The sequence below is a fragment of the Microbulbifer mixtoriginis (SeqCode) genome (assembly GCF_052466765.1).
The window spans coordinates 854,835-879,198 of sequence record NZ_CP174289.1; the positions used below are offsets into that span (position 1 = coordinate 854,835).

The window sequence follows — 24,364 nt, forward strand, 5'->3', positions numbered from 1 at the left end:
AACCTTCTGTCGTTTCGCTGCGTTTTAAAGTGTAGCTCTGCGTCAGAAGTGGGGCGCATTCTATGTACCGTTCGGGATACTGTCAACACCCGAATTGAATTTTTTTTCTTTTATTGTCAGATACTTACCTAACACTGCCGGTTGCGGGAAGATAATTTAGGCGTCAGAGGGCTCTCCGTACTGCTCGCTGAGTACACGCAGGTGCAGCTCCTCAATAAACTCACGAATACGCTTTGCGTTGGCCCCTAGGTCACTGACTCCCACACGGGAACTGGAACGCACGTCCACCCGCGAGCCACCATCATCTTCCGGCCGTACTCGCACCACTATGTCGTCGGTAAAGCCTAACAGCAAGGTTCGGTCGGTTGCCTCGATATGCCCCTTCTCTGGTTCGTAAGACACAATCTTCCAGCCCAGTTTCTTGGCAACCTCCGCCGCCAGCTCAGTGGTGCGGGCTACAGACATATGGACATGCAGTGGATAGATGTCGGAATAGATATCGGTTTCACGCTGCTGGCTCGCCACAGGCTCGCCGCCGTATGCGGCACTATTGTCCCAAGGCTTACGCAAGTCGAGGACTGCTTGGTATGCCGGGGGGTTGCGGGTATCGGTAGTGATATCGTGGATTTTTGGTGCATTGAAATTATCTTTGCCCACCGTAATGAGGGGCACAGCTACTGGCAGCAGTCCCAGCAACGCAGCCCAGAGGGCATTGCTGCGCGCCTGGGGCCTGTGATTGCGCGACCCCCAGACAAACACCAGTAAACTCACCAGTGCGACAATCAGTGCCGCCCCACCCGCGTAGGTAAATATCATGAAGACCAATTCGAAGCGCAGCAATCCGAACCGCAGTGCCAAGCCTGCGAGCACAATAATCCCGAGTAGCCCCCACTGCACCCTGAGTAGCCAGCGACTCCAGTGTACTCTCCTCACTTGCCCTCCTCTTCGCCGTCTTCTTCGTTGAACTCCTGATCCAGCCTCACCGACAAGGAATTAACACAGTATCGAAGGCCGGTTTCAGTAGGCCCATCATCGAACACATGCCCTAGATGACTGTCGCATTGACTGCAGCGAATCTCGATACGTTCCATACCAAAACTATTATCGGCTAGCTCTCGAATAATCCCCACGCTAAATTCCTCATCGAAGCTGGGCCAGCCACAGTAGCTCTGGAATTTTGCTCCCGCATCAAACAACACCTCGCCACAACAGCGGCAGCGGTAGCGACCTTTGTCAAAAACATCCCAATATTCCCCGCTAAATGGCGCTTCTGTCCCCCCTTTGCGACAGACCTCAAACTCCTCATCTGTCAGCTGATCTCGCCAGTAGTTATCGTCTTTTGCTTTTGCCATACTGTCTCGTTCCGTTTTAATCGTTCTCGCAGGAGCGGTAACCGCCGCCAGTGGACATCCCGCCTATCGCGCAGCTCGCTCGCGGCTGAGGCTGCTCCTGCCAAGCTACAGGGCTGCCGCACCAACATGAAGGACATCCATAAATCTGAAAAACTGCACGGCGTCTGCTATGAGATTCGCGGCCCGGTGATGGAGCAAGCCCATCGCATGGAGGAGGAAGGCCACCGTATCCTCAAGCTGAATATCGGCAACCCCGCCCCCTTCGGCTTTAACGCCCCCGATGAAATCATCCAGGATGTCATCCACAATCTCTCCCAGGCCCAGGGCTATGTGGAGTCCAAGGGACTATTCGCCGCGCGCAAAGCTATTATGCAGGAGTGCCAGACCCTGGGTATCCAGGGAGTTGAAATTGATGACATCTATCTGGGCAACGGTGTCTCCGAGTTAATCTCCATGGCCACCCAGGCACTGCTCAACAATGGCGATGAGCTGCTGCTGCCCATGCCCAACTACCCCCTATGGATGGCTGCTACCAATCTCGCTGGTGCCAACCCGGTACTCTACCGCTGTGACGAGGAATCCGGCTGGCTGCCCGATATTGAGGACATAAAAGCAAAAATCACGCCTCGCACCCGCGGCATTGTCGTGATCAACCCCAACAACCCCACCGGGGCTATTTATCCCAAGGCTTTGCTGGAAGAGATTGTAGAGGTGGCGCGCAGCCACAATCTGGTGATTTTTGCCGATGAAATCTATAGCAAGATCCTTTATGACGACGCGGAGTTCACCCCCATGGCCAAACTGGCCCCGGATGTGCTCTGCCTGAGCTTCAATGGCTTGTCCAAATCGTACCGCTTGGCCGGCTTCCGCTCCGGGTGGATGATCATCAGCGGGATCAAGCATCGCGCCAAAGGCTTTATTGAAGGGATGGAAATACTCGCCTCTATGCGCCTGTGCGGCAATGTACCGGCCATGTATGCCGTGCAAACCGCACTGGGGGGCTATCAGAGTATTAACGACTTGATACTGCCCGGCGGCCGCTTGCGCCAGCAACGCGATCTGGCCTACCGCATGCTCAACGACATTCCCGGTGTCAGCTGTGTCAAACCTAGTGGTGCCATCTACCTGTTCCCCAGGCTGCACCTGGACCACCACAAAATCGATAGTGATGAACAGCTGGTATTGGAATTCCTGCGCCAGGAAAAAATCCTGTTGGTACAGGGCAGCGCTTTCCATTGGGACGCGCCCGATCACCTGCGTATTGTCTTTCTGCCCCGCGCCGACGACCTTTCCCACGCAATTGAGCGGTTGGGTTACTTTTTGGAGCGATATACCCGCTGATGTTGGACGATTTACATATCCACGACTTTTATCGCGATGCCGGCAGAATTCTGCTGGCACTGTTTGGCCAGTTCCCCCTGCCCTCCACCATTTACGTAGAGGACATTGCCGGGCCAGACACCCCCGACGAATTCGGCCTGCACTCACCACGGCACCTGGCGTGCCTGGGTGCCCTCAGCTGGTTAAAACAGAGCGGTTACATTCACTTCTCCCAGCTGGTGCGCCAGGAAGCTGCGGAGGAAGTGGTACTGAGCCACCGGGGATTTCTGCTGTTAATCAACAAGGAAGAAAATTCTGGCCAGAGTAACGCACAGCTGCTCAACAGCGCCGTGCGCGATGGTTCCTCTGCAAAGTTACAGGCGCTGGTGGAGCGCCTGATGCGGGAGTTTGCCGCACTGTAAATAGAGTGGTTTGGGCATCACCGCTATTTAGTATCGCTAACTCTGACGACGATATTTAACGTGCAGCATTTTTAGGGCGGCATCCGGGTCCCGATCGGGGAAATCCGGGTTTTGCGCTAGCCGCTCTACCACTTCATAGCCGCTATCGGCACCGAGTATCAACTCGCGAAAGTGCGCTTCGCTGTGGCGCGGGGAGTTGATCACCATCAGCAGGTCTGCCTCATCCGCGAGGCAGGCAGGCAGTTGTTGCAGCAGTTTTTCGTAGTTGTGACTCACATCGAAGCGGCCTTTCTGGCGTGTGGGTGGGTCTACGATAGCGAGATCAAAGGGCCCCCGGCGATCGAAGCGCTTGAACTGGCGCAGCGCATCGAATTGTAAAAATTGAATGCCCCGCAGGGACAGGCCATTCACCTCGTGGTTTTCTCGGCCGCGATTCAAAACGCCCCGATTCACATCCACATTGACGATCTCAATATCCCCAGCGGCTCGAGCCACGGCAGAAAAAGCACAGGTAAACGCGAACAAATTCAGCATCTTCACCGATTCGCGCTCCGAGCGCTCCCGCACCTGCGCTTCAAGCCAGGCGCGGCCGGGTTCGATATCCAGAAAGAAGCCAACATTCTGACGATCAAAGGTCAGCGGAAACTGCAGACCGTTGCGCTGTGCCACTGGTGCGGCCACCGATTCGCCACACAACCACTCCAATGGTGCACCGGGGAGATAGCGACGCTGCGCGGCCACCCCCTGATAACCGTATGATTCGGCCATCTGCCAGAGCTTCTCGCACAACTCCCCTTCCCCCTCGTACTCCTCAAAAAAAGTAACCAGTAATGCAGGGGAAAAACTATCGACACAAACCTGCTCCAGGCCTGTAAAACAGCGACCACGCCCGTGAAACAAACGCCGGCTGTCACCGCCGCCCTGAACTAACTTGGGCTCTACTTGCTGCAGCAACACTTGCCAATCGGTAGACACTCAGACTTCTCCATTGCTTAGGGGGTAGAGGATCGCATCACGGTAGCCGGTTACCACACGGATAAAGCCGCTCCACTGCCGATCCAGTTCGGGGTCACCACTATCCACTAACAGGGGGCGCCCGCCGAGTTCGGTTATTTTGGTTTTGGTGGCGACAGCCACCAGGTTTTCACGACCCACTTGGCTTAGGACTCTGGGGGAGAATTGCTGGTTACCGCGGCCGATCAGATGGCCCTGGCCTCCGATGGCAGTGAGAATAATTTTTACCTGACCATTTTTTTTCACACTCTTGTGTGCGGCAATCGCTGCCTCAATCTGCGGCGCGCTCACATCTTTTTGCAAGAGGGCGCCATCACAGAGCAGGTCCACCCCCAGCAGGGTGCCGTCACACCCCAATTCACTCAAGACAGCTAAGGTAGTTGAACCGGGACCGACGATATACAAGGTATCCGGCTCTAGTTCCTCGACAATCTCCGCGGCGATATCCGCCACAGCCAGCTCTTCCACCTCGCGCCCGGCGTTCTTTACTGCCTGCAGGAAGTGGCCCTCCTGGGGCACCAGCAGCTCGCCGTAGTGGCGAGTGCTCACCCGCCCCTGGCGGAAGCTATTTTCATCGATATCACGCACCTCGCGCTCACACAAATCCACCAGCTCACCGGCCAGTAATTTACGCAAAACTTCTCCACCGGCCTTGGGGGAAATCGCGAAACAAGCGGAGTGCATTTTGACACCGGCGGGAATACCCAGTACTGGAAAGTGATCACCCAGGACGTTGGTCATATTGCGCGCAGTGCCGTCACCGCCAATAAAGACGATCAGGTCGGCACCGGCGTCGCGGATCGCCATAGCCGCTCTCTCGGTGTCCTCGGGGTTTGATGGGGTGGACTCGGCTGCACCCACCTCACGCACGGCAAAGCCCAGTGCACTAGCCGTATCCGCCCCCATATCACCGGCAAAACACAAAAACTCCAGCTGCTGCCGAAACGGTAGCAAGGCCTCCAGGGCAATCGCGGCGCGCTTGTGGGATTGCGGCTCAATACCAGCCGCCAGGGCCTGCGCCACTGTCTCGGCTCCATCGCTGCCCTTAAGCCCCGCTGGGCCGCCAACACCAGCCCAAGGATTGATAATCAAACCCAGTTTCTTAACTTGTTTTTCTAATCGCACATGAGCCCCAGTACTGCCAACTCTTCTCTCTCTTTTTTACCCAGGGCCTGCGCTGCGGCGCGGTAATGGGAAAACTCCAAACGCTCGGGATATTCACGGCGCAGGCGGTCGAAAGCCTTGGCCATAGGTTCTCTCCCTCGAGCCGCTTCGCGCAGGCGCGCATCATCTTCGCGTGGGTCATACATTTGCAATAACAAATTCGCTATTGGCGCCGCCCCACTAATCACCGGCTCAAGTTGCCTTCTAGAGACTTCAGCTTGCGTATCGCAGGTGGCGCCAGTGTTTTCTGGCTGGGCCAGATCCAGCGCATTGGAGAGCGCCTCGCGAATTATGCGGGTGCCTGTGAGCTTGCCATCCAGGCTATAGCCGGCAATATGCGGGCTCCCTAGGTCCACCAACTCCAACAGCTCAGTGTTGATTCCCGGCTCCCCCTCCCAGACATCCAGTACCGTCTTAAAACGCTTTGCCCGCTGTAACACCTGTAATAACGCGCGATTGTCCACCACCGCACCGCGACCGGCACTAATCAAAACAGCGCCATCGCGAATCTGTGCCAAATGCTCAGCACCGATCATATGCAAACTGGGGAAGGGCCCATCTTTAACCAGAGGGGCGTGCAGGCACACAATGTCCTGACTCAGTACGTGTTCAAGGGGAGCAAAGTCGGGGTTATCTGGCAGCCAGGGATCGTAGACTGCACAGCTCGCACCCAGGGCATGCAAGCGCTTCTGCAGCAGCCCTCCCACATTGCCACAACCGACAATGCCAAAGCTGCGCCCGCGCCAGTCCACCGCTAGGGCGGCCAAAGTACAAAATACATATTCAACCACGGAGTTGGCATTGCAGCCCGGCGCGGCGCTCCAGTAAATACCATTGCGCTCCATCCAATCGGTATCCAGATGATCGGTGCCGATGGTACAGCTACCCACGAAACGTACCGGCGTGCCTTCCAGCAGGCTCTGATTCACTCGTGTGACGGAGCGCACCAATAGGATATCGGCATCAATCAATTGCTCGCGCGTCAGTGTGCGGCCCGGATAGCGTAACAGCGTACCCAGATCGCCAAAATATTGCTCCAGTGCCGGTATATTCTCATCGGCAACAATCTTGAGGCCAACGCCCTGTGCGTGGCTTTCACTCATGTAGATTCTCCTTCAGCGCTCACCAGTGTGCGCTCCATTTTTCCTGCCAGCCCGCCGATGCCGAATTCCTTGGCCAGAGCCGTGGCCAAGTCAACATCCACAGGTTGCGGACGCAAATTACTCACCTTAATGCCAAGGGGGATATCCTCCACCAGGCTTGCGAGGCGTTTTGCCAAGCGCAGCTGGTCGGAATATTCCCCCAGCCGCTGGGCGAGCCCTTTCGCACCCCGAATGGGCAGTGTTGTCACTCTCTCTTGCTGTGCCAACAGCGCTTCGACATCATCAAACTCGCCCAGTAATCGCGCCGCAGTCTTGGCACCAATGCCGGGTACTCCGGGAATATCGTCACTGCTATCACCCACCAGCGCCAGGTAGTCGGCAATCTGCGCGGGTTTTACACCAAACTTCTGCTCGATGGCCGAGCTGTCCATATGCTGGTTTGCGGCAAAATCCCAAAGACTGGAGGCTCCACGAGCCAGTAACTGCCCCAGATCTTTATCCCGACTCACAATGATTGGGGCATGATTGCGCAGTTTTCGCGTCAAACTGGCGAGAATATCGTCCGCCTCATAACGCTCACTGGAGAAACTGGCGATACCCAAGGCTTCCGCCATCTCCCGGCAGGCCGCCAACTGAAAGGCCAGGGCTTCATCTGGCAATGCGCGACTGCATTTATAGTCCGGGTAAAGCGTGTTGCGGAAGCAACTGCCGAGAGATTCATCGAAAGCGCAGGCGATATGACGTGGATTTCTCGCCAAAAGATCCAGCAGGAAGTTGGTGAAGCCGTAGACCGCTTCTGTGTCGTAACCACTGCGACTCTGCCAGTTGGGTGGCAAGGCGAAGTAGTAGCGAAAGATATAGACAGAAGAGTCGACCAGATAACTGCTCACGATAGCTCCCGCAGCTGATAGTCATCGCCGCTCAATGGATCTGGCTGAGTAAACGCCCCAGCGAGCGCAAGAGCGAAAGTACGCGCCCGTTCATTGGGCCCCTCCGCACAATAGCGCTGAACCTGGCGCCAAATAGCCTCTTTGAAACTGGCGCTGGGACCAAGGCCACTCTCCAAGTTGTCCGCACTGACACGGAAGCGGAGGTCACAGGCACGGGCGAAAATCCACTCCAGCGCCTGGGGTTTGACCTCCACCAACTCGAATTCTGCTTGTTGCTCGGCACTGCGCCCATCTGGAGCATACCAATAGCCATAGTCCGGCAACTGCCGGCGGGCCTCACCGGCCACACACCAATGGGCCACCTCGTGCAGTGCGCTGGCCGCATAGTCGAGAGTGAACTCGACCTGATGATGGCCCTGCTGGCCCCCGGCGGGCCGATAGTAAGGTTCGGAAAAACCACCGCAAAGTCGGGTATTTAGCCCTTCTGGACTGGAAAAACAGCGATTGAAGACCGCCACAATACGCTCGGCAGTGGATCTGGCTGCTAGGGGAGTATTAGAAACTGGAGCCATTTCTAAGTGAGTGACGGGCAAGATATTCTCCGGGATACCGCAAAGGCGGGGACTATATCAACGGGAGCGCCTCGATCAAAGCCGCGCCGCTTCTGCAGGCGTTAGCGGGCCGGTTGTATTTCCGGAAATCAACATATACCTTTACTCACAGGGAGGCCGCTGAACACCTGCCTTTTCAGCGTATTCCCCGAGGAGGGGTCTAATGCAGTCAAATACCCTCCTGCCCCGGTCTTCTTTCAGAGATAGGGCCTTGGCAGTCGCACCTTGATCTGATCGGAGACGGTATATAACCGGCCCTGCCAGGAGGTGTTCCATGACAGACCACAGCATCAACAATGTGGTTGACCTCTTCACCGGCGAGCCGATCGAAACTTCTGCGGACAGGCGCTTTATTCGCCTTTCGCCGGAGCTAGACGGCTTGGAAATGCTCTACTCCAACAACTCCAGCGGTACAGACCTATACAGCTTAAAAATACTCTGCTGGGGGCTTAAAGCGAATGGCGAGGTCGTTGGCCTCGTTCCCTGGTTAAACACCATAGTGGCCTGTCCAGATATCAAGGACCCTTTGGACGGACGCTTCGAAGGCTACTACGATCCCGGTATTGAAGACATCTTCCACCATCCCCCAATCCACAAAGTCGTCGAGTTGGAGACTGCGGCGGAATACTTTGAGTTTGAGAGCAGCAAACCCGAGGAAGTTCTGCAGGAGATTCCCGATACCATCGGCACCCATGCGGTGTTTATGGATAAGGACAGGGAGAACCTGACACTGATCGAGGTCATCAGCTGGAGGCTGCACGCCGACGGCGTTATTCACGGTATGTTGATCGATCACGATGTCGTTGAGACCACTCCGGTACTACCGGGAGACCACTGTCTATACCCAGCACAGGAGAGTGAAGGCTTTCGCTACTTCTTCCAACATCATATCGCCAACAAGATCAAATCTGAGGACCCTGAGGCACTAGCCGCGATCGCCGCTCTAGTAACGGCGCCATAAGAGTTAACAGGCCATAGAGTCAGTACAAAACTTATTCGGGAGTGTGCCCCCGGTGCCGTCGAAGCGGGACCGGGGCGCTATCTGACCAACTATTCCGCTTTCTTGATCCAATACACGAACTCGTCGTTCTCCTCTGCGTGCTGCACCAGTTCATAGCCGAGAAACTGGCAGAACTTGGGCACATCCCGCTGCGTCGAGGGATCGGTGGCCATCATTTTCAATACTTCCCCATCGGCAACATTTCTCACCGCTGAGTGCAGCATCATTACGGGTTCCGGGCACAACAGGCCGCGGGCATCGAGGGTGTGATCAAACTTCATAGTATTTATTGTGCGCAATTTAGCGCACTTCGTCATCTAGAAACTGGCTGCCGACTCTTCCGCTGACAGCCGCGCTAAAATCCATTTAGGCCCTATCGCATTGTGGGGAGATGATGATCTATGTATTGATAGAGCGAGAAATTGCCGCCGAAATGCAAAGCAGCTACGAGGAGGCCGCACGAAGAGTCCTTACCTGTGCCTACCGCACCGTCGGTTTTATCGAGGGGCAGACCTATATCGAAAAGGGCAATCCATTGCGCCGCTTTACCCTGTCTAAATGGCAGTCAGAACTGCATTGGCAACACTGGTACACCAGCGAGGAGCGACGCGCCCAAATGGCCCAGTTGGCCCCACTGCTAGTGGGGGAAGAGCGCGTCACGATCCTGGAAACCGCCGCATAAATCCCGCCACTTTATAAACCGCAGTCTGCCAGTGTTGGGCTTGGGTAAATCCACTCGCGCGACGGGGCTTAAAATCGTGGTCACCATCGGCCAGCCACTCAATCTCAATAGCCTCTGCCAATCCATAAGTATTCACCTCTGCAAGGCTGCCAAGTGGATCGCGATCTCCCTGCACAATCAAAGTGGGGCAGGCAAAATCTAGCAGGTGCTCAGTGCGGAGCTTCTCCGGCTTGCCCTGGGGGTGAAATGGATACCCCAGGCAGATAAGTCCGGCAACCACCCCCTGCGCATAGCTGTCATTGGCCAGGAGGCTCGCTACCCGCCCTCCCATCGACTTGCCCCCAATAAACAGGGGTAAATCACCGGCAAACTGCTCAATCTGGGCGTTAAAGTTCTCCTGTAACTGCGACATAGTGTTAGGCGGCCGCTTGCCACTTCCGCTGCGGCGCTGGGCCATATAGGGAAACTCGAAACGCACCACTTCGATACCCTGCTCACACAACCCAGTGGCCAACGTCTGCATAAATTCACTGTCCATGGGCGCACCGGCACCATGGGCAAACAGAAAGCGCGCTTGAGGGGCTTGGGGCACATCAATAAGGTATTCAGACATCGGTAGGCAGATCCTCGGCCAGCACCAGATTGACTGTCTCCTCTCCGGGATCGAACCAAATTACCACGTCACCGGACTGCAACTGACGGCGCAGGCTAGCCACCTTCTCCGGTAGTTCCACCTCGCGCTCACCATACTCGGTGCCCTCACGGGTAGCATACTCTTCCAATAGGTTCTGCAAAGTGTTGGGATCCAACTGCGCAAAGGGAATGATCATACAACTTTCATATCCGGGTGAGATGGGAGCGACGAACGCCGCTCCCGGTATTTACCTGTATTGGTAAGTGGTTATTTAAACTTAGGATTTTGGCTTGCGGAAGCGTAAAGTCATGCGGTCACTCTCGCCGATGGCCAGGTACTTGTCTTTGTCCTCATCGCCCAAGCGGAGAGAGGGTGGCAAAGTCCAGACACCTTTCGGGTGCTTGGCGCTATCTTTCGGGTTGGCGTTGACCTCACTGCTCTCTTCCAACTCAAAACCAGCCTTCTTGGCTGCTTCGATAACATACTCCTGAGTCACATAACCGCTCTTGACCATATCCTCTTTACTGGTACCAGGCTTGGCGCGATGCTCAACCACACCAAGAACACCGCCGGGTTTCAGAGCGCTGTAAAAGCTGGCAAAAGCCTTATCTTCATAACCGCGGTACATCCAGTTGTGTACGTTGCGGAAAGTCACCACCGCATCGGCACTGCCTGCTGGGGCTATCTCACGGCCGGTTTGCGGTGAAAACTCGGTCACTACGACATTCTTATAGGCCTTCTTGTCGGCAGCTAGCTTGTCTTTAAAGCTTTTCAAAGAACGTTGATAGTAAGAAGACTCGCTATCCTCGGGGAAGTGCGCTGCATAGAGCTTGCCCTTCTTGCCCAGGTAGGGCCCTAGGATTTCGGTGTACCAGCCACCGCCAGGAGTAACCTCCACTACCGTCATATCTGGCTTAATGCCCAAAAATTCCAGGGTTTCTGCCGGGTTACGGTACTGGTCTCGCGCAACGTACTCTTTGCTGCGGTGATCCCCCTGAATGACAGAATTCAAGTCGGCAGCCTGGGCGCCACCAGCCAGGGCCAGAGCGCCGGCCATAGCGAGCAGAGATTTCTTGATATTGATCGTCATAATCGTTCCTGTGTTGTTATCGTTAATCCAGCTTCGATCGCACACTGTCGATCTTATCCTGTAATGACTGTTCCCGGTCTATACGGGTTCCCAATTTCAGACTGGTAGTGATGCGATCGGCGCCCATCGCGTGTACTCGCTCATGGCAGGTTTTTACCGCAGCCATCACCGTATCCCAGTCCCCTTCTATGTTGGTGCCATAGGCATGTAGATGGTGGGTCAGTCCGGCTTCCACCAGTACTTTTTCACACTCCGCAACATACCTACTGACAGAAACCCCCACACCCATGGGTATCACGCACAAATCGGCAATGACCTTCATTGACAGTCCCTCGCTAAGTTACCTGTTGCCGGGAAAAGAAAAATGGCTTTGAGATTGGACGATAGAGTTATCCGACGAGATCCTATTACAATGCAAATGATACGTCTCTACTGAAGCAAAGGAACACTATATGCAACAGCATCTCGTTATCTCCATGATCTGCAACGATAAGCCCGGTGTTGTGGAAAAGCTTTCTGCAGTCATTGCGGATAACGGTGGCAACTGGGAAGACAGCCATATGGCCCATTTTGCCGGAAAATTTGCCGGTATATTGCGCGTTGCTGTTCCCGGTGACAAAACCCAAGACTTAAAGGTCGCCCTCACTAGCCTCGCCCAGGATGGCTATAACCTGATCGTTGAAGACGCGATCGCCGTTTCCACTAAGCCTCAACAGACACTGACATTGAAGCTGGTAGGCAACGACCGCCCCGGTATTGTGCGGGAAATATCCCGCGCACTCAGCGCCCACCATATCAATATGGACCAGTTGGAAACTACTTATAGTAGTATTCCGTGGAGTGGCGAGCCTCTGTTCACTGCCGAGTGCAAGATCAATGTGGATGAAGATATGGATCTCGATGGCCTGCGCGACGAACTCGACCAGATCGCCAATGAGTTGGGGGTGGAGATCGACTGCGAGGAGATCGCCACTCCCCTCTAATTGTGGAATAATCCGCTGCCATGCGGAGCCGGGCCCACCGCCCGGCTCAAATCATTCAAGCTAGATAGTACCGCTCCAGGGCATCCGCCAAGTAATGTTCAAAATTGTTCTATTCCAACCGGAAATTGCCCCGAACACAGGCAATATTATTCGACTTTGCGCCAATACTGGCGCCGAGCTACACCTAATCGAACCCCTTGGCTTCGATATGGACGACAAACGCCTGCGCCGCGCCGGGCTTGATTACAGTGAATACAGCCGCGTGGTTCGACACCCAGACTGGCAGGCTTTTATCGACAGTGAGAAACCTTCACGGGTGTTGGCCCTGTCCACTAAAGGCAGCCACAGCCATACCTCGGTGGAATACCAAGACGGCGATGCGATTGTGTTTGGCCCAGAAACTCGCGGCCTGCCGGCGGAGTTTCTACAAATGGTGGGCCCAGAGAACACCCTGCGCATTCCTATGCGCGCCGAGAGCCGCAGTATCAACCTGTCCAACGCCGCCGCCATTGTGATCTATGAAGCCTGGCGACAGCTCGACTTCAACGGCGCCATAGACCAGCAGTAAGAATTTTTTGTTATGCCAAGCTCCCAAGCTCCAATAGGCCTGTTTTACGGTTCCAGCACCTGCTACACCGAAATGGCTGCAGAAAAAATCCGCCAATACATTGGCCCCCAGTGGATCGACCTACACAACGTAGCCGAAGCGGATATTGCCCTGGCCGAAAGCTACGATTTCCTACTATTTGGCATTCCCACCTGGGATTACGGTGAACTGCAGGAAGACTGGGAGAATATCTGGGACGACCTGGCCGGGCTCGATCTGAGCGGTAAGACTTTTGCTCTGTTTGGGCTCGGGGATCAAGAAGGCTATCCACAGTGGTTCCAGGATGCCCTGGGCTATTTGCATGCCCAACTGCTCGCCTGCGGCGCCCGCGCCGTGGGTTACTGGCCTGCCGAGGGCTATGAATTTGAGGAATCCAAAGGACTGACTGAAGATGGCAGCCAATTTGTCGGCCTCGCCCTCGATGAAGAGAATGAATTTGACCTCAGTGAAGAGCGTATTGGCCGCTGGTGTGACCAGGTAATGCATGAATTCGGCCTTAAGGACGGAGCCTGAGGATAGTAGTGAAGTGAGCAAATCCGGCAAACACGCGGACATCCAATGGCGCGAAGACGGTCAACCCCTGTCCCTCGCCTATGACGATATCTATTTCTCCACAGCTTCCGGTCTGGAGGAAACTCGCTACGTATTCCTGCAACAAAATGCCCTGGCGGAACGCTGGGCGACCCTGCCCGAGAATGCCACTTTTACTATCGGCGAAACCGGATTTGGCACCGGCTTAAACTTTCTCGCCGCCTGGGAGCTATGGCAGAAAACCGCTCCGAAAAGTGCACAGCTGCACTTTGTTAGTGTGGAGAAATTCCCCCTACACCCCCAGGATTTGCAGCGTGCCCTAGCACTGTGGCCACAACTGCAGGCCTACTCCCAGCCACTGATTGAAGCCTACCCACCATTATTAGCCGAAGGTATTCACTGCCTACAGTTCGGCCCAGTAAAACTAACTCTGATTATTGGGGAGGCCAGCCGGGCTTTGGATAGCCTGCGCTTACAACAAGAGAAACGAGATCGCTACATCGACACCTGGTTCCTGGATGGTTTTGCGCCGGCCAAGAACCCGGACATGTGGACAGAAGAGCTGTTCACCAATATGTCCCACTTGAGCCGCCCCGGTGCCACCTTCGCCACCTTTACCTGCGCAGGGCTGGTTAAGCGTGGACTGCGAGAAGCGGGCTTCGCCCTACGCAAAGTACCGGGATTTGGCAGCAAGCGGGAAATGCTGTGTGGCACCCTGGAGCAGTTACACAACTGCCAGCAGCACAGCACCCCCTGGCACCTACCCAGCACCGAAGCACAGCATCCACAATCTGCCACAGTGATCGGCGGCGGTATTTCCGGCGCCACCATTGCCAGGGCACTGGCAGAGCGCGGCGTGCAGGTACAAATTATTGAACGCGGGCCGGCCCCCGGCAGCGGCGGCTCCGGCAACGACCAGGGCATACTCTACGGCAAGCTATCCCCCAAGCCGGGTCCCAATGGGGACTTCAACCTGCACGCTCTGATGTTCGCCCAGCGCTTTTACAAACAGCACTGCCCACGGCTCGCACATTTTAACGGCCTCTTGCAACTGGCTCAGAGTGACAGGGAAAAGCTGCTACAGGAACAGATCGCGGCTAGCCTGGCAGAACACCAAGGGCAAAACCTGGCCAGAATGGTTACCCGTGAGGAGGCCTGTCAGCTCGCCGGCGTAGATCTTCCTTTTGACGGGCTCTACTTCCCCAATGCAGGCTGGCTGGAACCCCAAAAGGTATGTGCTGCGCTACTGGAACACCGAAACATCACCCGTTATCAGGGCCGCGCAGTAGAATCACTGACTCGCCAAGATGACAAGTGGCTGCTGCGTACAGAAGGCAAAGAGATAGAAACGGAAGCGGTCATTCTCTGTGGGGCCAATGATATCCGCAGCTTTGCACCGGCTGCAGCCCTACCCCTGCGGCCAATACGCGGTCAGGTATCGCGCGTGCACGCCACAGAGGTCTCTGCAAAATTAAAAATTGCCCTCTGTGGCGAAGGCTATATCACACCCGCCCACGAGGGGTGCCAGAGTTTCGGGGCCACCTTCAAGCTCAAGGAAACCGCCACAGAGTTACGGGAAAGTGAACACAAGGAGAACCTGCAAACACTGGCAGAACTGCTGCCACACTTTGCCGAGGAATTCTCCAGCCAGGATTTCAATGGCCGCGCCGCACTGCGCGCCGCTACACCGGATTATTTACCAGTTGCCGGACCAATTCCCGACTGGGAGTCCCTGAACAACACCTACGCAAGTTTGCGTAAAAACCGAAAATTATTCATCCCCGAGCACTCAGTTTATCAGGCGGGACTCTATGTAATGGGCGGCCTGGGCTCACGCGGCTTTACCTACGCACCGCTAACCGCCGAATTACTCGCCAGCTGGATTATGGGCGGGCCCCTACCTGTTAGCGCAGATCTGGCGAAAGCCCTGCATCCAGCGCGTTTTGCCATCCGCAACCTGGGTAAAAATCGCTAGTCGAGTGGGGCTTAGGCTCCTCTTATCGCAAAGCTTTTAAACGCCCCCTCCCTAAGCTTTCTCTGCCTGAGGCCTCCCCGGTGGGGCCAACAGACTAGCGCTACCGGCGCCACAGGCCACGATGGTTTTCATGGCAGCCTCAACGCTAACACCGGGCAGTATTTCCACACACTCCGCCGGCACATGGAATACAAAACCCGAAGTGGGTACTGGAGCCGTTGGCACGTAAACCGTCATCTCACCATTGGCATGCTGAGAGGTCACTATCGCCGTTACCGCAAGCGGATTATCTGCACCGTGGATGCGCACCCGAGCCACAGGCCCGGAAAGTACCCCCTCATCACCACCGCCAATAAATTGCACAACCAAATCTTTAATAGTGCTATACCCAGGTGCCAGGCGACCAAGCCAGTGGTCAACATGGCGGTGTAGCCAGTTACCAATGCTGGTCTTTACCAATAGACCAATCAAGAAACAGCCCCCAAGAATCAGTGCTATCACCACAAGTCTGGCGAGGGTATCCTTAAACTCCGTATGGGCTTCCAGCCAAGTAACGGCGGGGGCGACAATTTCACTGACCTGGCCAAACAGCCACTGGAATAAAAGTACTAAGATTGCAATGGGCAGCACTACCGCCAAACCACCCAAAAGGGTCAAGGTGACAAAGGTTTTTACTCTGGTCATAGATAATTGATGTACCGACTTACTATCCGCAGCTACATACTGCTGCTCTTATCCTGCCTGCTGCCAATAGCAGCACAAGCACAATTGAAGGCAACCCCCTTCTCCATTTTGGAGGAGCGTCAACGTGGTGGGAATCATTTCACCCAGGGGCTTTATTTCGATGGCCAGCGCTGGTGGGAAAGCAGTGGCCTTTACCGTCGTTCCTGGCTTGCCGAGTATACCGACCCCAGTGAAAAACCTGTAAGGAGAAAGTGGCTGCCGGGCAGGCTATTTGCCGAAGGTCTTACTGTTCTGGGCGATAAGCTCTACCTACTGACTTATAAAGCCGGTGAGCTACATATTTACAATGCCAGCAACCTACAACATTTGGAGGTTAAGCAATACAACGGCGAGGGTTGGGGCCTTACCAGTGACGGCGAGTCCCTGATTATGAGTAATGGCAGTAATAAACTGACCTACCGCGATCCAGATACTTTTGAAGTCAAGCGTCAGCTCAAGGTACATGGCGCCGGGGAGGTCTGGTCGAATCTGAATGAGCTGGAATTCGCCGAGGGCCTGATCTGGGCCAATATCTGGCAAGACAGCCGCATCATCGCCATAGACCCCATAAGCGGACAAGTGCGCGGTGCTGTTGACCTGAATCGGTTAAATCCCGATGTCCGTAAACACCCTGACACGGTTGCCAATGGGATCGCTTGGGATAAGAAGCGAAATGGGCTCTGGGTAACAGGAAAATTTTGGAAACAACTGTACCTGATCCGGCCTGAAGGGCTGGGGTTTAGAAAACGCGCAGCCCAATAAGGCTAGCGCCTGCGATCTATCACGGTCAGCACCCCACCATTGCGCAAGTAGTCCATAGAGGAGAGCTGCAACTGCAGCCGAAAACCATGATCGCGACTCTGCAAGCTGACGCCATCAAGCCCGGCTTGCCCATCGTAAAGCATGGTGGATTCCCCCTCTTCACCCTGCCATTGAATCCCCTCCACATTGCGCATGCCGGGGAGTTCCAAAGTTACCAGAGTAAATTGCTCCGGTAACGGCTGCAGCTCGACCTGCGCGACACCGGAAACTGTCGCCAGGGAGAAGGCTAACTGATTCTCCGGTGCTGGCCGCCAGCCCAGGTGAGTATCCGCTACAATAGATTGCGCAAAACTACGCGGAGCACTAGAGGAACAGCCAGAAAGCCCGGCCAGAACTGTCAACCACAACACAAAAAGCACGATCAATGTGCGCATAGACCTATCCTTAGGCGATCGCTGTGATGAGATGCGGGGTGAGATGTGATTATAACCCGTGAATTCAGTCACAACTCCTAAGCTGCCATTGCAGGGTATTTCAAGGCAACCCCATCCTAAAACCCACCGCACAAAGTCGCTACGCGGGGTATACTCCGCCGCCATGAATTCCCCACAACATATTCTCGAACACGTCTTCGGCTATACCCACTTCCGCGATCCTCAGGAAGCGGTAATCAATACACTGATGGCCAGCGATGACGCCCTGGTACTTATGCCCACCGGAGGCGGCAAATCTCTGTGCTACCAGATTCCTGCCTTGGCCAGGCCCGGTTGCGGCGTGGTGATCTCTCCACTAATTGCCCTGATGCAGGACCAGGTTGAAGCCCTGCAGGAAGCCGGTATTCGAGCCGCCTACCTCAACTCCTCCATCTCCTATGACGAGGCCCAGGCCATTGAGAACCAGTTGCTCTACGGCGAACTCGACTTGCTCTATTTGGCCCCGGAACGCCTGCTACAACCCAGAACCTTGGCTCTTCTCCAGAGAGTAGAACTCTCATTGTTTGCCATTGATGAGGCTCACTGTGTCTCTCAATGGGGCCATGACTTCCGCGCTGATTACCTGCAACTCAGCTGTTTGCACGAGCAGTTCCCCAGAGTACCGCGCATAGCGCTGACTGCTACGGCGGACAAGCGCACCCGCGCGGAGATTGCCCTGCGCCTCGATTTGGAAAGCGCCCGACACTTTGTGAGCAGTTTCGACCGACCGAATATCCAATACCGGATCGAGCCCAAGGACAACCAGCGACGACAGCTCCTGCAATTTCTAAAAAATGGACAGGAAGGCCAAGCAGGCGTCGTGTACTGCCTGTCCCGCGCCAAAGTGGAAAATACCGCCGAATGGCTCAGCCAGCAGGGCTATACCGCCCTCCCTTATCATGCGGGTCTGCCGGCGGAAACCCGCTCTGAACATCAGCGTCGCTTTTTACGAGAGGAAGGGGTAATCGTAGTCGCAACCATTGCTTTCGGTATGGGTATCGACAAGCCGGATGTGCGTTTCGTTGTGCATCTAGACCTGCCCAAAAGCGTCGAAGCCTACTATCAGGAAACCGGGCGAGCGGGACGCGATGGAGAAGCCTCTATAGCATTACTGCTCTATGGCCTGGAAGATGTGGTCAAACTCGGACAAATGGTGGAATCTTCCGAAGGTAGTGAAGAGCACAAACGCCATGAACGCACACGCCTCAATGCCATGCTGGGGCTATGCGAAATGACCAGCTGCAGACGTCAAGCACTGTTGCATTATTTTGCTGAAACTCTCGAGCAACCCTGTGGCAACTGTGATATCTGCCTGGAGCCACCCGCTACCTGGGATGGCAGCGAAGCCGCTATCAAGTTGATTTCCTGCGTTTACCGCACAGGACAACGCTTTGGTGCCAGTCATGTCATTGACGTGCTGCGCGGCTCAGATAATGAAAAGGTTCGCAAGTTCAATCACGACCAACTCACTACCCACGGCATTGGCAAGGATTTCAGCGGCAGTGAGTGGAAGGCTGTGGTGCGCCAATTAATTGTAAGAGGCTATTTGGAAGTTGAAGGTGAATTTCAGGGGCTCAAACTCACAGAAAACTGCCGCCCATTACTGCGTGGAGAGGAAAAACTGCAACTGCGCAAACTCCCCAAGAAAGCCCCTCGCGCGCAAACCCGAAATACGGCAGTTCTAGAAGACCTAGAGCCAGGAGAGGAGCCCCTCTGGCTAGCACTTCGCAGCTGCCGTAAACAACTGGCCGAAGAGCGCGGGGTACCGCCTTATGTCGTCTTTCACGATGCCACCTTGCGCGGAATGGTTAAAGCACACCCGCAAACCCACAGTGAACTCCTGGCCGTCTCCGGTGTTGGCGATAGCAAATTGGAACGTTTCGGCGATGCTTTTCTCGCCGTACTTAGGGGCTTCCCCAAACATGATTAAGGACCAAAAACTCATTTAATTAGTAAGAAATTAAAGCGGTACAAGAGGTCCATTCTATTTCGGGCTGCAACAACTGATGAATTTTCCTACCTGGGGTTACCTGTGTTACAAAGGCACAAAGAGGTAAAAAATAACGTATAAATCCCCAACGAGAGGAAACCATGAAAGTTATTGGTCACCTGATTAATGGCAAACTATCTGCCAGCGACGATTCGGCCCAGCACCCTCGCCTACAAGACCTAACCAATCCCTCAACTAATGAAATAATCGGCAAGGTCGCGCTGGCCAGTAAAGCTACCGTTGAAGAGGCTATCTCTGCCGCAGAAGCTGCCTACCCCGCCTGGCGCAACCTACCCACAGCAAAGCGTGTACGCATCATGTACCGCTTGCGCGACCTGCTGGAAGAAAATGCGGAGAAGATCTGCGAGCTGATCACTCTGGAGCACGGCAAAGTACTTAATGATGCCATGGGTGAACTGCAACGGGGCATCGAGAACATTGAATATGTCTGCTCTGCCCCAGAGATGCTCAAAGGGGAGCATAGTAAGAATGTAGGCCCGGCTATTGACTCCTGGAGTGAATTCCAGCCTCTGGGCGTCTGTGCGGGAATCACCCCATTTAACTTTCCCGCCATGGTGCCTCTATGGATGTGGCCAATGGCGATTGCTTGCGGTAACACCTTTATCTTAAAACCTTCTGAACGCACCCCCTCTTGCGCCTTATTTATTGCCGAGCTGGGTATCGAAGCTGGCATCCCAGCTGGGGTTTTAAATATCGTCAACGGCGACAAAGAGGCAGTAGATACACTGCTGACAGACAAGCGTATTCAAGCGGTCAGTTTTGTTGGCTCAACTCCCATTGCAGAATATGTCTACACCACAGGGACTTCCCACGGCAAAAGAGTTCAGGCCTTCGGTGGCGCAAAAAATCACGCCATCATAATGCCGGATGCTGACCTGGACAATGCGGTCGCTGCGTTAATGGGTGCAGCCTATGGTTCCTGTGGCGAGCGCTGTATGGCTATTTCTGTAGCCGTTGCGGTTGGCGATGAAACAGCCAACACTTTAGTAGCAAAGCTTAAAGAGCAAATTGCCCAACTAAAGATTGGCGATGGCATGAACAACCAAAACGATATGGGACCTTTGGTTACCCAAGCACACCTAAACAAGGTGGAAGACTTAATCAGTGCCGGTATCGAAGAAGGCGCTGAGCTGGTCGTTGACGGCCGCAATATGAAGGTTCCTCGCTACGAAAATGGCAATTACCTGGGAGCCTGTCTATTTGATCGTGTTACCGAGGAGATGGCGATACACCGCAGTGAAATTTTTGGTCCCGTCCTCTGCGTAATGCGTGTAGATACCATGCAGGAAGCGATGAATATCATTGATGCTCACGAGTACGGTAACGGTACTTGTTTGTTTACTCGGGATGGGGAAGCTGCCCGTTACTTTAGTGACAACATTAAAGTAGGCATGGTCGGCATCAATGTACCTTTGCCAGTACCTGTTGCACACCACAGCTTCGGCGGCTGGAAGCGCTCCTTATTTGGGGACCTGCACGCTTATGGACCTGATTCTGTAAGATTCTATACCAAGCGTAAGACCATCACCCAGCGTTGGCCGGCAAGTGGGGTGAGAGAGGGAGCACAATACAGTTTCCCAAGCAATGGCTAATTAATAAAGTTAGGGGCGGATACCCGCCCTTTAACCGTTTAAGCACTCCTTCCCCACCTAAACAATCAAGCCTCCCTTGATGTATCGGCAATAACATAAGCCCAGCAATCTTAGGAGATAGATATGTTTCAAAGAACCAATAAAAAAACAAAAATAAAAGTATTTTCAGCCTTACCTTTTTTCTTGCTTACGCTCTCTACATCTTCTATAGCTCTAGCCCAGAGTACGACGCTGAAACAGTGCCAAAGCTGGAGCAATAAAATTGAGCACTACCAGGAAAAAAGGAAAAAGGGCGGATCAGGTAAAAAAATGGATGAATGGAAAGGAAAAATTCGAAAATACCGAGACAAATTTAGAAAAAATAAATGCAGCAGATACGGGAGAAGGTTGGGTTAAAGTCGCTAAACACAACTCAGAATAACCTCAACTTCACCCTCTAAGTGTTTATAAAAACAATAAAAAAGGGCGCAAAGCGCCCCTTTTCAAAGGATAAGAGTGATTACCAGTTGAAATCAAACTTATAGCCTACACCGATTTGGAACACCCAGGGATCAAACTCGTAGTCACCACCGAATCTGTGCTCCCAGAAGCGACCGAAGTCATCATCATCATCACGGAAATTGCGATAGAAGGTATCTACTTCAACATCGGTAGTGACATCATAGTAAATAGCCGCCAGATTGATCAGCCAGCTACTATCATGACCAAAGGTGAAATCAACACCAATTTGCCATGTATAACCCCAGCTATCGCCAAAATTCACACGGCCATCCCAGTCACGGAAAACCAGATCATCATCATCGTTACGATGCCAGAAGCCCCAGTGTCTTAGGCGCTCATCACTAAAGTCGGTATAGTTAATGCCGATGCCCATATAAGGCTGTATCAAACAGCTGGGATCCAGTGGATACCAATTCAGGTATGCAGCAGTCGTTTGGGGCTTCCAACGAGCAAAATCACCGCGACGACGACGATCAAATAATATATCGTCATCCCAGTCATCATCCCAAAAACGATAAAGCCAGGGATCACGACTACCACCAGTATGGCGATCGCCTTGCTGGAAACTCAGTGAAACACTCCAGTGATCGATAGGCTTCCATTCAGCATTAATAAACCAACCCCACTCGCCATCTGGATCAAGATTGGTTCGGAAAGCACCCCAATCACGGAAACGATGATAGTCATCATCATAATCATCGTCATCGTAAAAGCGCAGCCACCGATCAGCAAAGGTTACATTGTCTGAGTTTGGTGACCAGTATGAACCGCCAATCCGTATCTTAAACTCCTGGGTAGGAGGAGGGGGTGGTGGGGCATAGCCAGCAGGTCCTGCCGAAGCGACACTAGAGATTGCTAAGGCGAGGGGCGTCATAACGGGGATCAGAATACGCGTCATCTTCATTTGTGGTAACTCCATTGATATTCAGCAGATCAAACAGCAATCAGCCCAATCAATGGTCAGTCTAGTCGCACGAAATCACAGATGTAGAAAAAACAAACAAATGTTGGCGCTCAAATATAATTCTACGTTTTTATGGCACACAAAATATCTTTTGACGTTGAAATTCACATATTGGTATTGCTTCCAAAAGAAAACCAACGACACCCATTATTACTGCACTGCAAATTTGGACAACGTGCACTGCTTCGAATTCCACAACCTGTTTTGAACAGGAGCTGAAATATTCTCACTCAAAGAAAAAGACAAAGACGCCGAAAAGCGCCAAGTTATGATATTTCGGGAGAAGTGAAATCCAACTGAATGCACACAGAGGTTAATTAGCCGGTAAAAGGTAAATAAGAAACAACAAGCAGATACACAGGGAAATTGTGACTTCACTGGCGAAAGGGATTCAGGCTATTCAATCCAGTGGGACTCCAGCCAACTTTTTGATCTCAAACGCCCCAACCCATAGCGTACTTCTGAGGAAGGAGCGTCACTAAAACCTGCAAGAAATAGCAGGTTAAATTCGCAAATAAACTCTAGAGTTTGCTAGCTAAACTCTGCTGCTACTTACCCTTTCTTGCTACCACCCTGGCATTCAGGACTTTTGGGAGCATCGCCATCCCACTCATCCGGCGCATAAGTATGAAGAGCAAGGGCGTGGATCGGGCCAGCCATTTCATTCGCAAGCGCTGCATAGACCCTTTGATGACGCTGGACTTTCCGAACGGAATCAAAAACCTGGCTCACAAGCACCACACGAAAGTGCATTTCAGATCCCGCCGGCACATTATGCAAATGACTTTCGCATTGAACCTCAATAAATTGGGGATGGAAATTGGCAGTTAACTTTTCTTCAATTTGCTTTGCAAGACTCATAAACTCTCTTCGCAGTGTTCCAGATGATTATGCAGGGGTTTAAATTCAGAAATTGCGCTGAAACAATCAACCTATGTAATATCTAGCCAGAGCAAACCGCTAAATTACCCGCAGGTTATCCCGCCGTTTGGCAAGCTCTAATACGCTAATGTCACACCAAGATTAACTGACAACTTTTGCTTTACTCTTTCGCGCATCAACAATCGCCTCATACGCAACGGTGATACTCTTCATTTGATCTTCAGCGTGGCGCATAAACTCCTCTGGAAGCCCCTTGGAAGCGATCTTATCAGGGTGATACTCAGCAGCCTTGCGGCGATAGGCCAGTTTTAAATCCTTATCGCTAGTTTCCTCAGTGCAACCTAGCACTGCGTAATGCTGCTGAAGATCGGAAGCACTGCCTCCCCTCCCATGCCCAAATTGATTTTGCATGGCATCAAAAAGCGATTCATGTAAACCAAGATCCGCTGTAATTTTCCTGAGAATTACCTCTTCAGAAGCATGTAATTCACCATCAGCATACGCCACTGCAAATAGAAGGCGATAAACCATTTCCCGCATCGCCTGATTCTGCACCAACATCCGATACTGCTTTGCGTAATCGTAAATGCTGTACTTATCCGTTTTCGCATTCTCAAAAATCTTGATGGCATGTTTGCGATCCTCAGCGCCCAGACGAAGATTATTCTGAATAAAATCCTCAATCAGCTGAACTTCTGCTTTGGATACTTGGCCGTCCGCCTTAGCCATCTTCGCCAGCATGGAAAACAGGGTAACGATAAAAACTTTCTGGGCCCCTTCCCTATTCAGAACCGCAGCGGCATTACCCAGGCGTTTGAGGCCTGAACCAAAGGAGCTACCTATCCAGGCACCCAAGGCCGCACCAATAGGGCCCCCAAACATAAAACCAAATCCGGCACCTATACCCGCCCCTAACCAGGACATATTCTCTCCTCTGAGCGCCAAATAGCGCTCCACTGTCATCTAAATCAAACATTTACATCCGGCCTATCTTACCACGTGTAAGAGAGCGTCAACGGATAGGCGTGACCAAAAGGTCAAATGAGCCTCACATTAAGCCGTCACTTCGATCACTGCC

General features: G+C 53.4%; 29 protein-coding genes. 12 read left to right on the forward strand and 17 right to left on the reverse strand.

Annotation, left to right across the window (positions count from 1 at the left end):
- Positions 1 to 156: 156 nt before the first annotated feature.
- Positions 157 to 933, reverse strand: a complete 777-nt coding sequence (locus tag ACJJIV_RS03705) for a DUF1499 domain-containing protein (RefSeq protein WP_444885495.1) — start codon at positions 931 to 933, stop codon at positions 157 to 159.
- Positions 930 to 1,352, reverse strand: a complete 423-nt coding sequence (gene msrB / locus ACJJIV_RS03710) for a peptide-methionine (R)-S-oxide reductase MsrB (RefSeq protein ID WP_444890786.1) — start codon at positions 1,350 to 1,352, stop codon at positions 930 to 932. Before msrB ends, ACJJIV_RS03705 begins: the two co-directional genes overlap by 4 nt.
- A gap of 126 nt (positions 1,353 to 1,478) precedes the next feature.
- On the opposite strand from msrB, the gene ACJJIV_RS03715 reads away from it, so the two are divergent.
- Together ACJJIV_RS03715 and ACJJIV_RS03720 are read left to right on the forward strand one after the other, a co-directional pair.
- Positions 1,479 to 2,693 (forward strand): pyridoxal phosphate-dependent aminotransferase, encoded by a 1,215-nt coding sequence (locus tag ACJJIV_RS03715; protein WP_444885497.1) that lies wholly within the window; start codon positions 1,479 to 1,481, stop codon positions 2,691 to 2,693.
- Positions 2,693 to 3,094: a hypothetical protein gene (locus tag ACJJIV_RS03720; protein ID WP_252085286.1), complete on the forward strand. Its 402-nt coding sequence runs from the start codon at positions 2,693 to 2,695 to the stop codon at positions 3,092 to 3,094. The genes ACJJIV_RS03715 and ACJJIV_RS03720 overlap by 1 nt, the downstream gene beginning before the upstream one ends.
- Before the next feature lie 36 nt (positions 3,095 to 3,130).
- Here ACJJIV_RS03720 and ACJJIV_RS03725 read toward each other — a convergent pair whose 3' ends face one another.
- The 5 genes from ACJJIV_RS03725 to ACJJIV_RS03745 are packed head-to-tail and all read right to left on the reverse strand — an operon-like array spanning position 3,131 to position 7,858.
- Positions 3,131 to 4,069 (reverse strand): class I SAM-dependent methyltransferase, encoded by a 939-nt coding sequence (locus ACJJIV_RS03725; protein WP_444885499.1) that lies wholly within the window; start codon positions 4,067 to 4,069, stop codon positions 3,131 to 3,133.
- Positions 4,070 to 5,233 carry an ATP-NAD kinase family protein gene (locus ACJJIV_RS03730; protein WP_444890787.1) on the reverse strand — a complete coding sequence of 388 codons (1,164 nt, stop codon included), beginning with the start codon at positions 5,231 to 5,233 and terminating at the stop codon, positions 4,070 to 4,072.
- A complete protein-coding gene (locus tag ACJJIV_RS03735) occupies positions 5,224 to 6,375 on the reverse strand; it encodes a 4-phosphoerythronate dehydrogenase (protein ID WP_444890788.1) in 1,152 nt (383 codons plus the stop codon). Before ACJJIV_RS03735 ends, ACJJIV_RS03730 begins: the two co-directional genes overlap by 10 nt.
- Positions 6,372 to 7,265, reverse strand: a complete 894-nt coding sequence (locus tag ACJJIV_RS03740) for a 5'-3' exonuclease (RefSeq protein WP_444890789.1) — start codon at positions 7,263 to 7,265, stop codon at positions 6,372 to 6,374. Before ACJJIV_RS03740 ends, ACJJIV_RS03735 begins: the two co-directional genes overlap by 4 nt.
- Positions 7,262 to 7,858 (reverse strand): elongation factor P hydroxylase, encoded by a 597-nt coding sequence (locus tag ACJJIV_RS03745; protein WP_444890790.1) that lies wholly within the window; start codon positions 7,856 to 7,858, stop codon positions 7,262 to 7,264. Before ACJJIV_RS03745 ends, ACJJIV_RS03740 begins: the two co-directional genes overlap by 4 nt.
- 292 nt (positions 7,859 to 8,150) lie before the next feature.
- Here ACJJIV_RS03745 and ACJJIV_RS03750 point away from each other — a divergent pair, with 292 nt between their 5' ends.
- The gene (locus tag ACJJIV_RS03750) at positions 8,151 to 8,837 is read left to right on the forward strand and encodes a hypothetical protein (RefSeq protein WP_252085280.1); all 687 of its coding nucleotides are present in this window, start codon (positions 8,151 to 8,153) and stop codon (positions 8,835 to 8,837) included.
- An 89-nt stretch (positions 8,838 to 8,926) separates the two neighbouring features.
- Here the strand turns inward: ACJJIV_RS03750 and tusA are convergent, their stop codons facing one another.
- Entirely contained in the window at positions 8,927 to 9,157 is a 231-nt protein-coding gene (gene tusA / locus ACJJIV_RS03755) for a sulfurtransferase TusA (RefSeq protein WP_444885504.1), read from the reverse strand.
- A 113-nt stretch (positions 9,158 to 9,270) separates the two neighbouring features.
- Between tusA and ACJJIV_RS03760 the strand changes: the two genes are divergently transcribed.
- Positions 9,271 to 9,558 carry an antibiotic biosynthesis monooxygenase family protein gene (locus ACJJIV_RS03760; RefSeq protein ID WP_252085278.1) on the forward strand — a complete coding sequence of 96 codons (288 nt, stop codon included), beginning with the start codon at positions 9,271 to 9,273 and terminating at the stop codon, positions 9,556 to 9,558.
- On the opposite strand, the gene ACJJIV_RS03765 is transcribed toward ACJJIV_RS03760, so the two are convergent.
- The 4 genes from ACJJIV_RS03765 to ACJJIV_RS03780 all read right to left on the reverse strand — a co-directional run bounded on the left by ACJJIV_RS03765 (position 9,533) and on the right by ACJJIV_RS03780 (position 11,604).
- Entirely contained in the window at positions 9,533 to 10,171 is a 639-nt protein-coding gene (locus ACJJIV_RS03765) for an alpha/beta family hydrolase (protein WP_444890791.1), read from the reverse strand. The genes ACJJIV_RS03760 and ACJJIV_RS03765 overlap by 26 nt on opposite strands.
- Positions 10,164 to 10,388, reverse strand: coding sequence for a YheU family protein (locus ACJJIV_RS03770; RefSeq protein WP_252085276.1), 225 nt, complete (start codon positions 10,386 to 10,388; stop codon positions 10,164 to 10,166). The genes ACJJIV_RS03765 and ACJJIV_RS03770 overlap by 8 nt, the downstream gene beginning before the upstream one ends.
- A gap of 81 nt (positions 10,389 to 10,469) precedes the next feature.
- The gene (locus ACJJIV_RS03775; RefSeq protein WP_252085275.1) at positions 10,470 to 11,282 is read right to left on the reverse strand and encodes a class I SAM-dependent methyltransferase; all 813 of its coding nucleotides are present in this window, start codon (positions 11,280 to 11,282) and stop codon (positions 10,470 to 10,472) included.
- A gap of 22 nt (positions 11,283 to 11,304) precedes the next feature.
- Entirely contained in the window at positions 11,305 to 11,604 is a 300-nt protein-coding gene (locus tag ACJJIV_RS03780; protein ID WP_252085274.1) for an MTH1187 family thiamine-binding protein, read from the reverse strand.
- 130 nt (positions 11,605 to 11,734) lie between these two features.
- Here ACJJIV_RS03780 and ACJJIV_RS03785 point away from each other — a divergent pair, with 130 nt between their 5' ends.
- The 4 genes from ACJJIV_RS03785 (at position 11,735) to mnmC (ending at position 15,378) form a co-directional block, all read left to right on the forward strand.
- A complete protein-coding gene (locus ACJJIV_RS03785) occupies positions 11,735 to 12,265 on the forward strand; it encodes a glycine cleavage system transcriptional repressor (RefSeq protein ID WP_444890792.1) in 531 nt (176 codons plus the stop codon).
- Between the two features lie 94 nt (positions 12,266 to 12,359).
- Positions 12,360 to 12,833 (forward strand): tRNA (uridine(34)/cytosine(34)/5-carboxymethylaminomethyluridine(34)-2'-O)-methyltransferase TrmL, encoded by a 474-nt coding sequence (gene trmL / locus ACJJIV_RS03790; RefSeq protein ID WP_444890793.1) that lies wholly within the window; start codon positions 12,360 to 12,362, stop codon positions 12,831 to 12,833.
- A 12-nt stretch (positions 12,834 to 12,845) separates the two neighbouring features.
- On the forward strand, positions 12,846 to 13,385 hold the full coding sequence (gene fldB / locus ACJJIV_RS03795; RefSeq protein WP_252085271.1) for a flavodoxin FldB: 540 nt from the start codon (positions 12,846 to 12,848) through the stop codon (positions 13,383 to 13,385).
- A gap of 13 nt (positions 13,386 to 13,398) precedes the next feature.
- Positions 13,399 to 15,378: a bifunctional tRNA (5-methylaminomethyl-2-thiouridine)(34)-methyltransferase MnmC2/FAD-dependent 5-carboxymethylaminomethyl-2-thiouridine(34) oxidoreductase MnmC1 gene (gene mnmC, locus ACJJIV_RS03800; protein ID WP_444890794.1), complete on the forward strand. Its 1,980-nt coding sequence runs from the start codon at positions 13,399 to 13,401 to the stop codon at positions 15,376 to 15,378.
- Positions 15,379 to 15,429: 51 nt separating this feature from the next.
- Here the strand turns inward: mnmC and ACJJIV_RS03805 are convergent, their stop codons facing one another.
- Positions 15,430 to 16,062, reverse strand: a complete 633-nt coding sequence (locus ACJJIV_RS03805; protein WP_252085269.1) for a DUF502 domain-containing protein — start codon at positions 16,060 to 16,062, stop codon at positions 15,430 to 15,432.
- Between the two features lie 9 nt (positions 16,063 to 16,071).
- Between ACJJIV_RS03805 and ACJJIV_RS03810 the strand changes: the two genes are divergently transcribed.
- Positions 16,072 to 16,863 (forward strand): glutaminyl-peptide cyclotransferase, encoded by a 792-nt coding sequence (locus ACJJIV_RS03810; protein WP_444890795.1) that lies wholly within the window; start codon positions 16,072 to 16,074, stop codon positions 16,861 to 16,863.
- Positions 16,864 to 16,865: 2 nt separating this feature from the next.
- On the opposite strand, the gene ACJJIV_RS03815 is transcribed toward ACJJIV_RS03810, so the two are convergent.
- Complete coding sequence (locus tag ACJJIV_RS03815) at positions 16,866 to 17,297, reverse strand: hypothetical protein (RefSeq protein ID WP_252085267.1); 432 nt, start codon at positions 17,295 to 17,297, stop codon at positions 16,866 to 16,868.
- A 163-nt stretch (positions 17,298 to 17,460) separates the two neighbouring features.
- Between ACJJIV_RS03815 and recQ the strand changes: the two genes are divergently transcribed.
- The 3 genes from recQ (at position 17,461) to ACJJIV_RS03830 (ending at position 21,335) form a co-directional block, all read left to right on the forward strand.
- Positions 17,461 to 19,266: a DNA helicase RecQ gene (gene recQ / locus ACJJIV_RS03820; RefSeq protein WP_444890796.1), complete on the forward strand. Its 1,806-nt coding sequence runs from the start codon at positions 17,461 to 17,463 to the stop codon at positions 19,264 to 19,266.
- 161 nt (positions 19,267 to 19,427) lie between these two features.
- Positions 19,428 to 20,939 carry a CoA-acylating methylmalonate-semialdehyde dehydrogenase gene (locus tag ACJJIV_RS03825; protein WP_444890797.1) on the forward strand — a complete coding sequence of 504 codons (1,512 nt, stop codon included), beginning with the start codon at positions 19,428 to 19,430 and terminating at the stop codon, positions 20,937 to 20,939.
- 123 nt (positions 20,940 to 21,062) lie between these two features.
- Positions 21,063 to 21,335, forward strand: a complete 273-nt coding sequence (locus ACJJIV_RS03830) for a hypothetical protein (protein ID WP_444890798.1) — start codon at positions 21,063 to 21,065, stop codon at positions 21,333 to 21,335.
- Between the two features lie 103 nt (positions 21,336 to 21,438).
- On the opposite strand, the gene ACJJIV_RS03835 is transcribed toward ACJJIV_RS03830, so the two are convergent.
- From ACJJIV_RS03835 to djlA, 3 genes are all read right to left on the reverse strand, one after another.
- The gene (locus tag ACJJIV_RS03835) at positions 21,439 to 22,344 is read right to left on the reverse strand and encodes an OmpW/AlkL family protein (protein ID WP_444890799.1); all 906 of its coding nucleotides are present in this window, start codon (positions 22,342 to 22,344) and stop codon (positions 21,439 to 21,441) included.
- A 612-nt stretch (positions 22,345 to 22,956) separates the two neighbouring features.
- Positions 22,957 to 23,265: a BolA family protein gene (locus tag ACJJIV_RS03840; protein ID WP_444890800.1), complete on the reverse strand. Its 309-nt coding sequence runs from the start codon at positions 23,263 to 23,265 to the stop codon at positions 22,957 to 22,959.
- Positions 23,266 to 23,427: 162 nt separating this feature from the next.
- The gene (djlA, locus tag ACJJIV_RS03845; protein WP_252085261.1) at positions 23,428 to 24,210 is read right to left on the reverse strand and encodes a co-chaperone DjlA; all 783 of its coding nucleotides are present in this window, start codon (positions 24,208 to 24,210) and stop codon (positions 23,428 to 23,430) included.
- Positions 24,211 to 24,364: the final 154 nt, after the last annotated feature.

Bases quoted from the DNA above. Each gene is read 5' to 3' on its own strand.
- trmL (WP_444890793.1), top strand. From the start codon at position 12,360: ATGTTCAAAATTGTTCTATTCCAACCGGAAATTGCCCCGAACACAGGC.
- msrB (WP_444890786.1), bottom strand. From the start codon at position 1,352: ATGGCAAAAGCAAAAGACGATAACTACTGGCGAGATCAGCTGACAGAT.
- tusA (WP_444885504.1), bottom strand. From the start codon at position 9,157: ATGAAGTTTGATCACACCCTCGATGCCCGCGGCCTGTTGTGCCCGGAA.
- ACJJIV_RS03715 (WP_444885497.1), top strand. From the start codon at position 1,479: ATGAAGGACATCCATAAATCTGAAAAACTGCACGGCGTCTGCTATGAG.
- ACJJIV_RS03765 (WP_444890791.1), bottom strand. From the start codon at position 10,171: ATGTCTGAATACCTTATTGATGTGCCCCAAGCCCCTCAAGCGCGCTTT.
- ACJJIV_RS03830 (WP_444890798.1), top strand. From the start codon at position 21,063: ATGTTTCAAAGAACCAATAAAAAAACAAAAATAAAAGTATTTTCAGCC.
- ACJJIV_RS03770 (WP_252085276.1), bottom strand. From the start codon at position 10,388: ATGATCATTCCCTTTGCGCAGTTGGATCCCAACACTTTGCAGAACCTA.
- recQ (WP_444890796.1), top strand. From the start codon at position 17,461: ATGAATTCCCCACAACATATTCTCGAACACGTCTTCGGCTATACCCAC.
- ACJJIV_RS03810 (WP_444890795.1), top strand. From the start codon at position 16,072: ATGTACCGACTTACTATCCGCAGCTACATACTGCTGCTCTTATCCTGC.
- ACJJIV_RS03840 (WP_444890800.1), bottom strand. From the start codon at position 23,265: ATGAGTCTTGCAAAGCAAATTGAAGAAAAGTTAACTGCCAATTTCCAT.
- ACJJIV_RS03735 (WP_444890788.1), bottom strand. From the start codon at position 6,375: ATGAGTGAAAGCCACGCACAGGGCGTTGGCCTCAAGATTGTTGCCGAT.
- ACJJIV_RS03750 (WP_252085280.1), top strand. From the start codon at position 8,151: ATGACAGACCACAGCATCAACAATGTGGTTGACCTCTTCACCGGCGAG.
- ACJJIV_RS03825 (WP_444890797.1), top strand. From the start codon at position 19,428: ATGAAAGTTATTGGTCACCTGATTAATGGCAAACTATCTGCCAGCGAC.
- ACJJIV_RS03760 (WP_252085278.1), top strand. From the start codon at position 9,271: ATGATCTATGTATTGATAGAGCGAGAAATTGCCGCCGAAATGCAAAGC.
- fldB (WP_252085271.1), top strand. From the start codon at position 12,846: ATGCCAAGCTCCCAAGCTCCAATAGGCCTGTTTTACGGTTCCAGCACC.
- ACJJIV_RS03815 (WP_252085267.1), bottom strand. From the start codon at position 17,297: ATGCGCACATTGATCGTGCTTTTTGTGTTGTGGTTGACAGTTCTGGCC.
- ACJJIV_RS03775 (WP_252085275.1), bottom strand. From the start codon at position 11,282: ATGACGATCAATATCAAGAAATCTCTGCTCGCTATGGCCGGCGCTCTG.
- ACJJIV_RS03720 (WP_252085286.1), top strand. From the start codon at position 2,693: ATGTTGGACGATTTACATATCCACGACTTTTATCGCGATGCCGGCAGA.
- ACJJIV_RS03835 (WP_444890799.1), bottom strand. From the start codon at position 22,344: ATGAAGATGACGCGTATTCTGATCCCCGTTATGACGCCCCTCGCCTTA.
- ACJJIV_RS03805 (WP_252085269.1), bottom strand. From the start codon at position 16,062: ATGACCAGAGTAAAAACCTTTGTCACCTTGACCCTTTTGGGTGGTTTG.
- ACJJIV_RS03780 (WP_252085274.1), bottom strand. From the start codon at position 11,604: ATGAAGGTCATTGCCGATTTGTGCGTGATACCCATGGGTGTGGGGGTT.
- djlA (WP_252085261.1), bottom strand. From the start codon at position 24,210: ATGTCCTGGTTAGGGGCGGGTATAGGTGCCGGATTTGGTTTTATGTTT.
- ACJJIV_RS03785 (WP_444890792.1), top strand. From the start codon at position 11,735: ATGCAACAGCATCTCGTTATCTCCATGATCTGCAACGATAAGCCCGGT.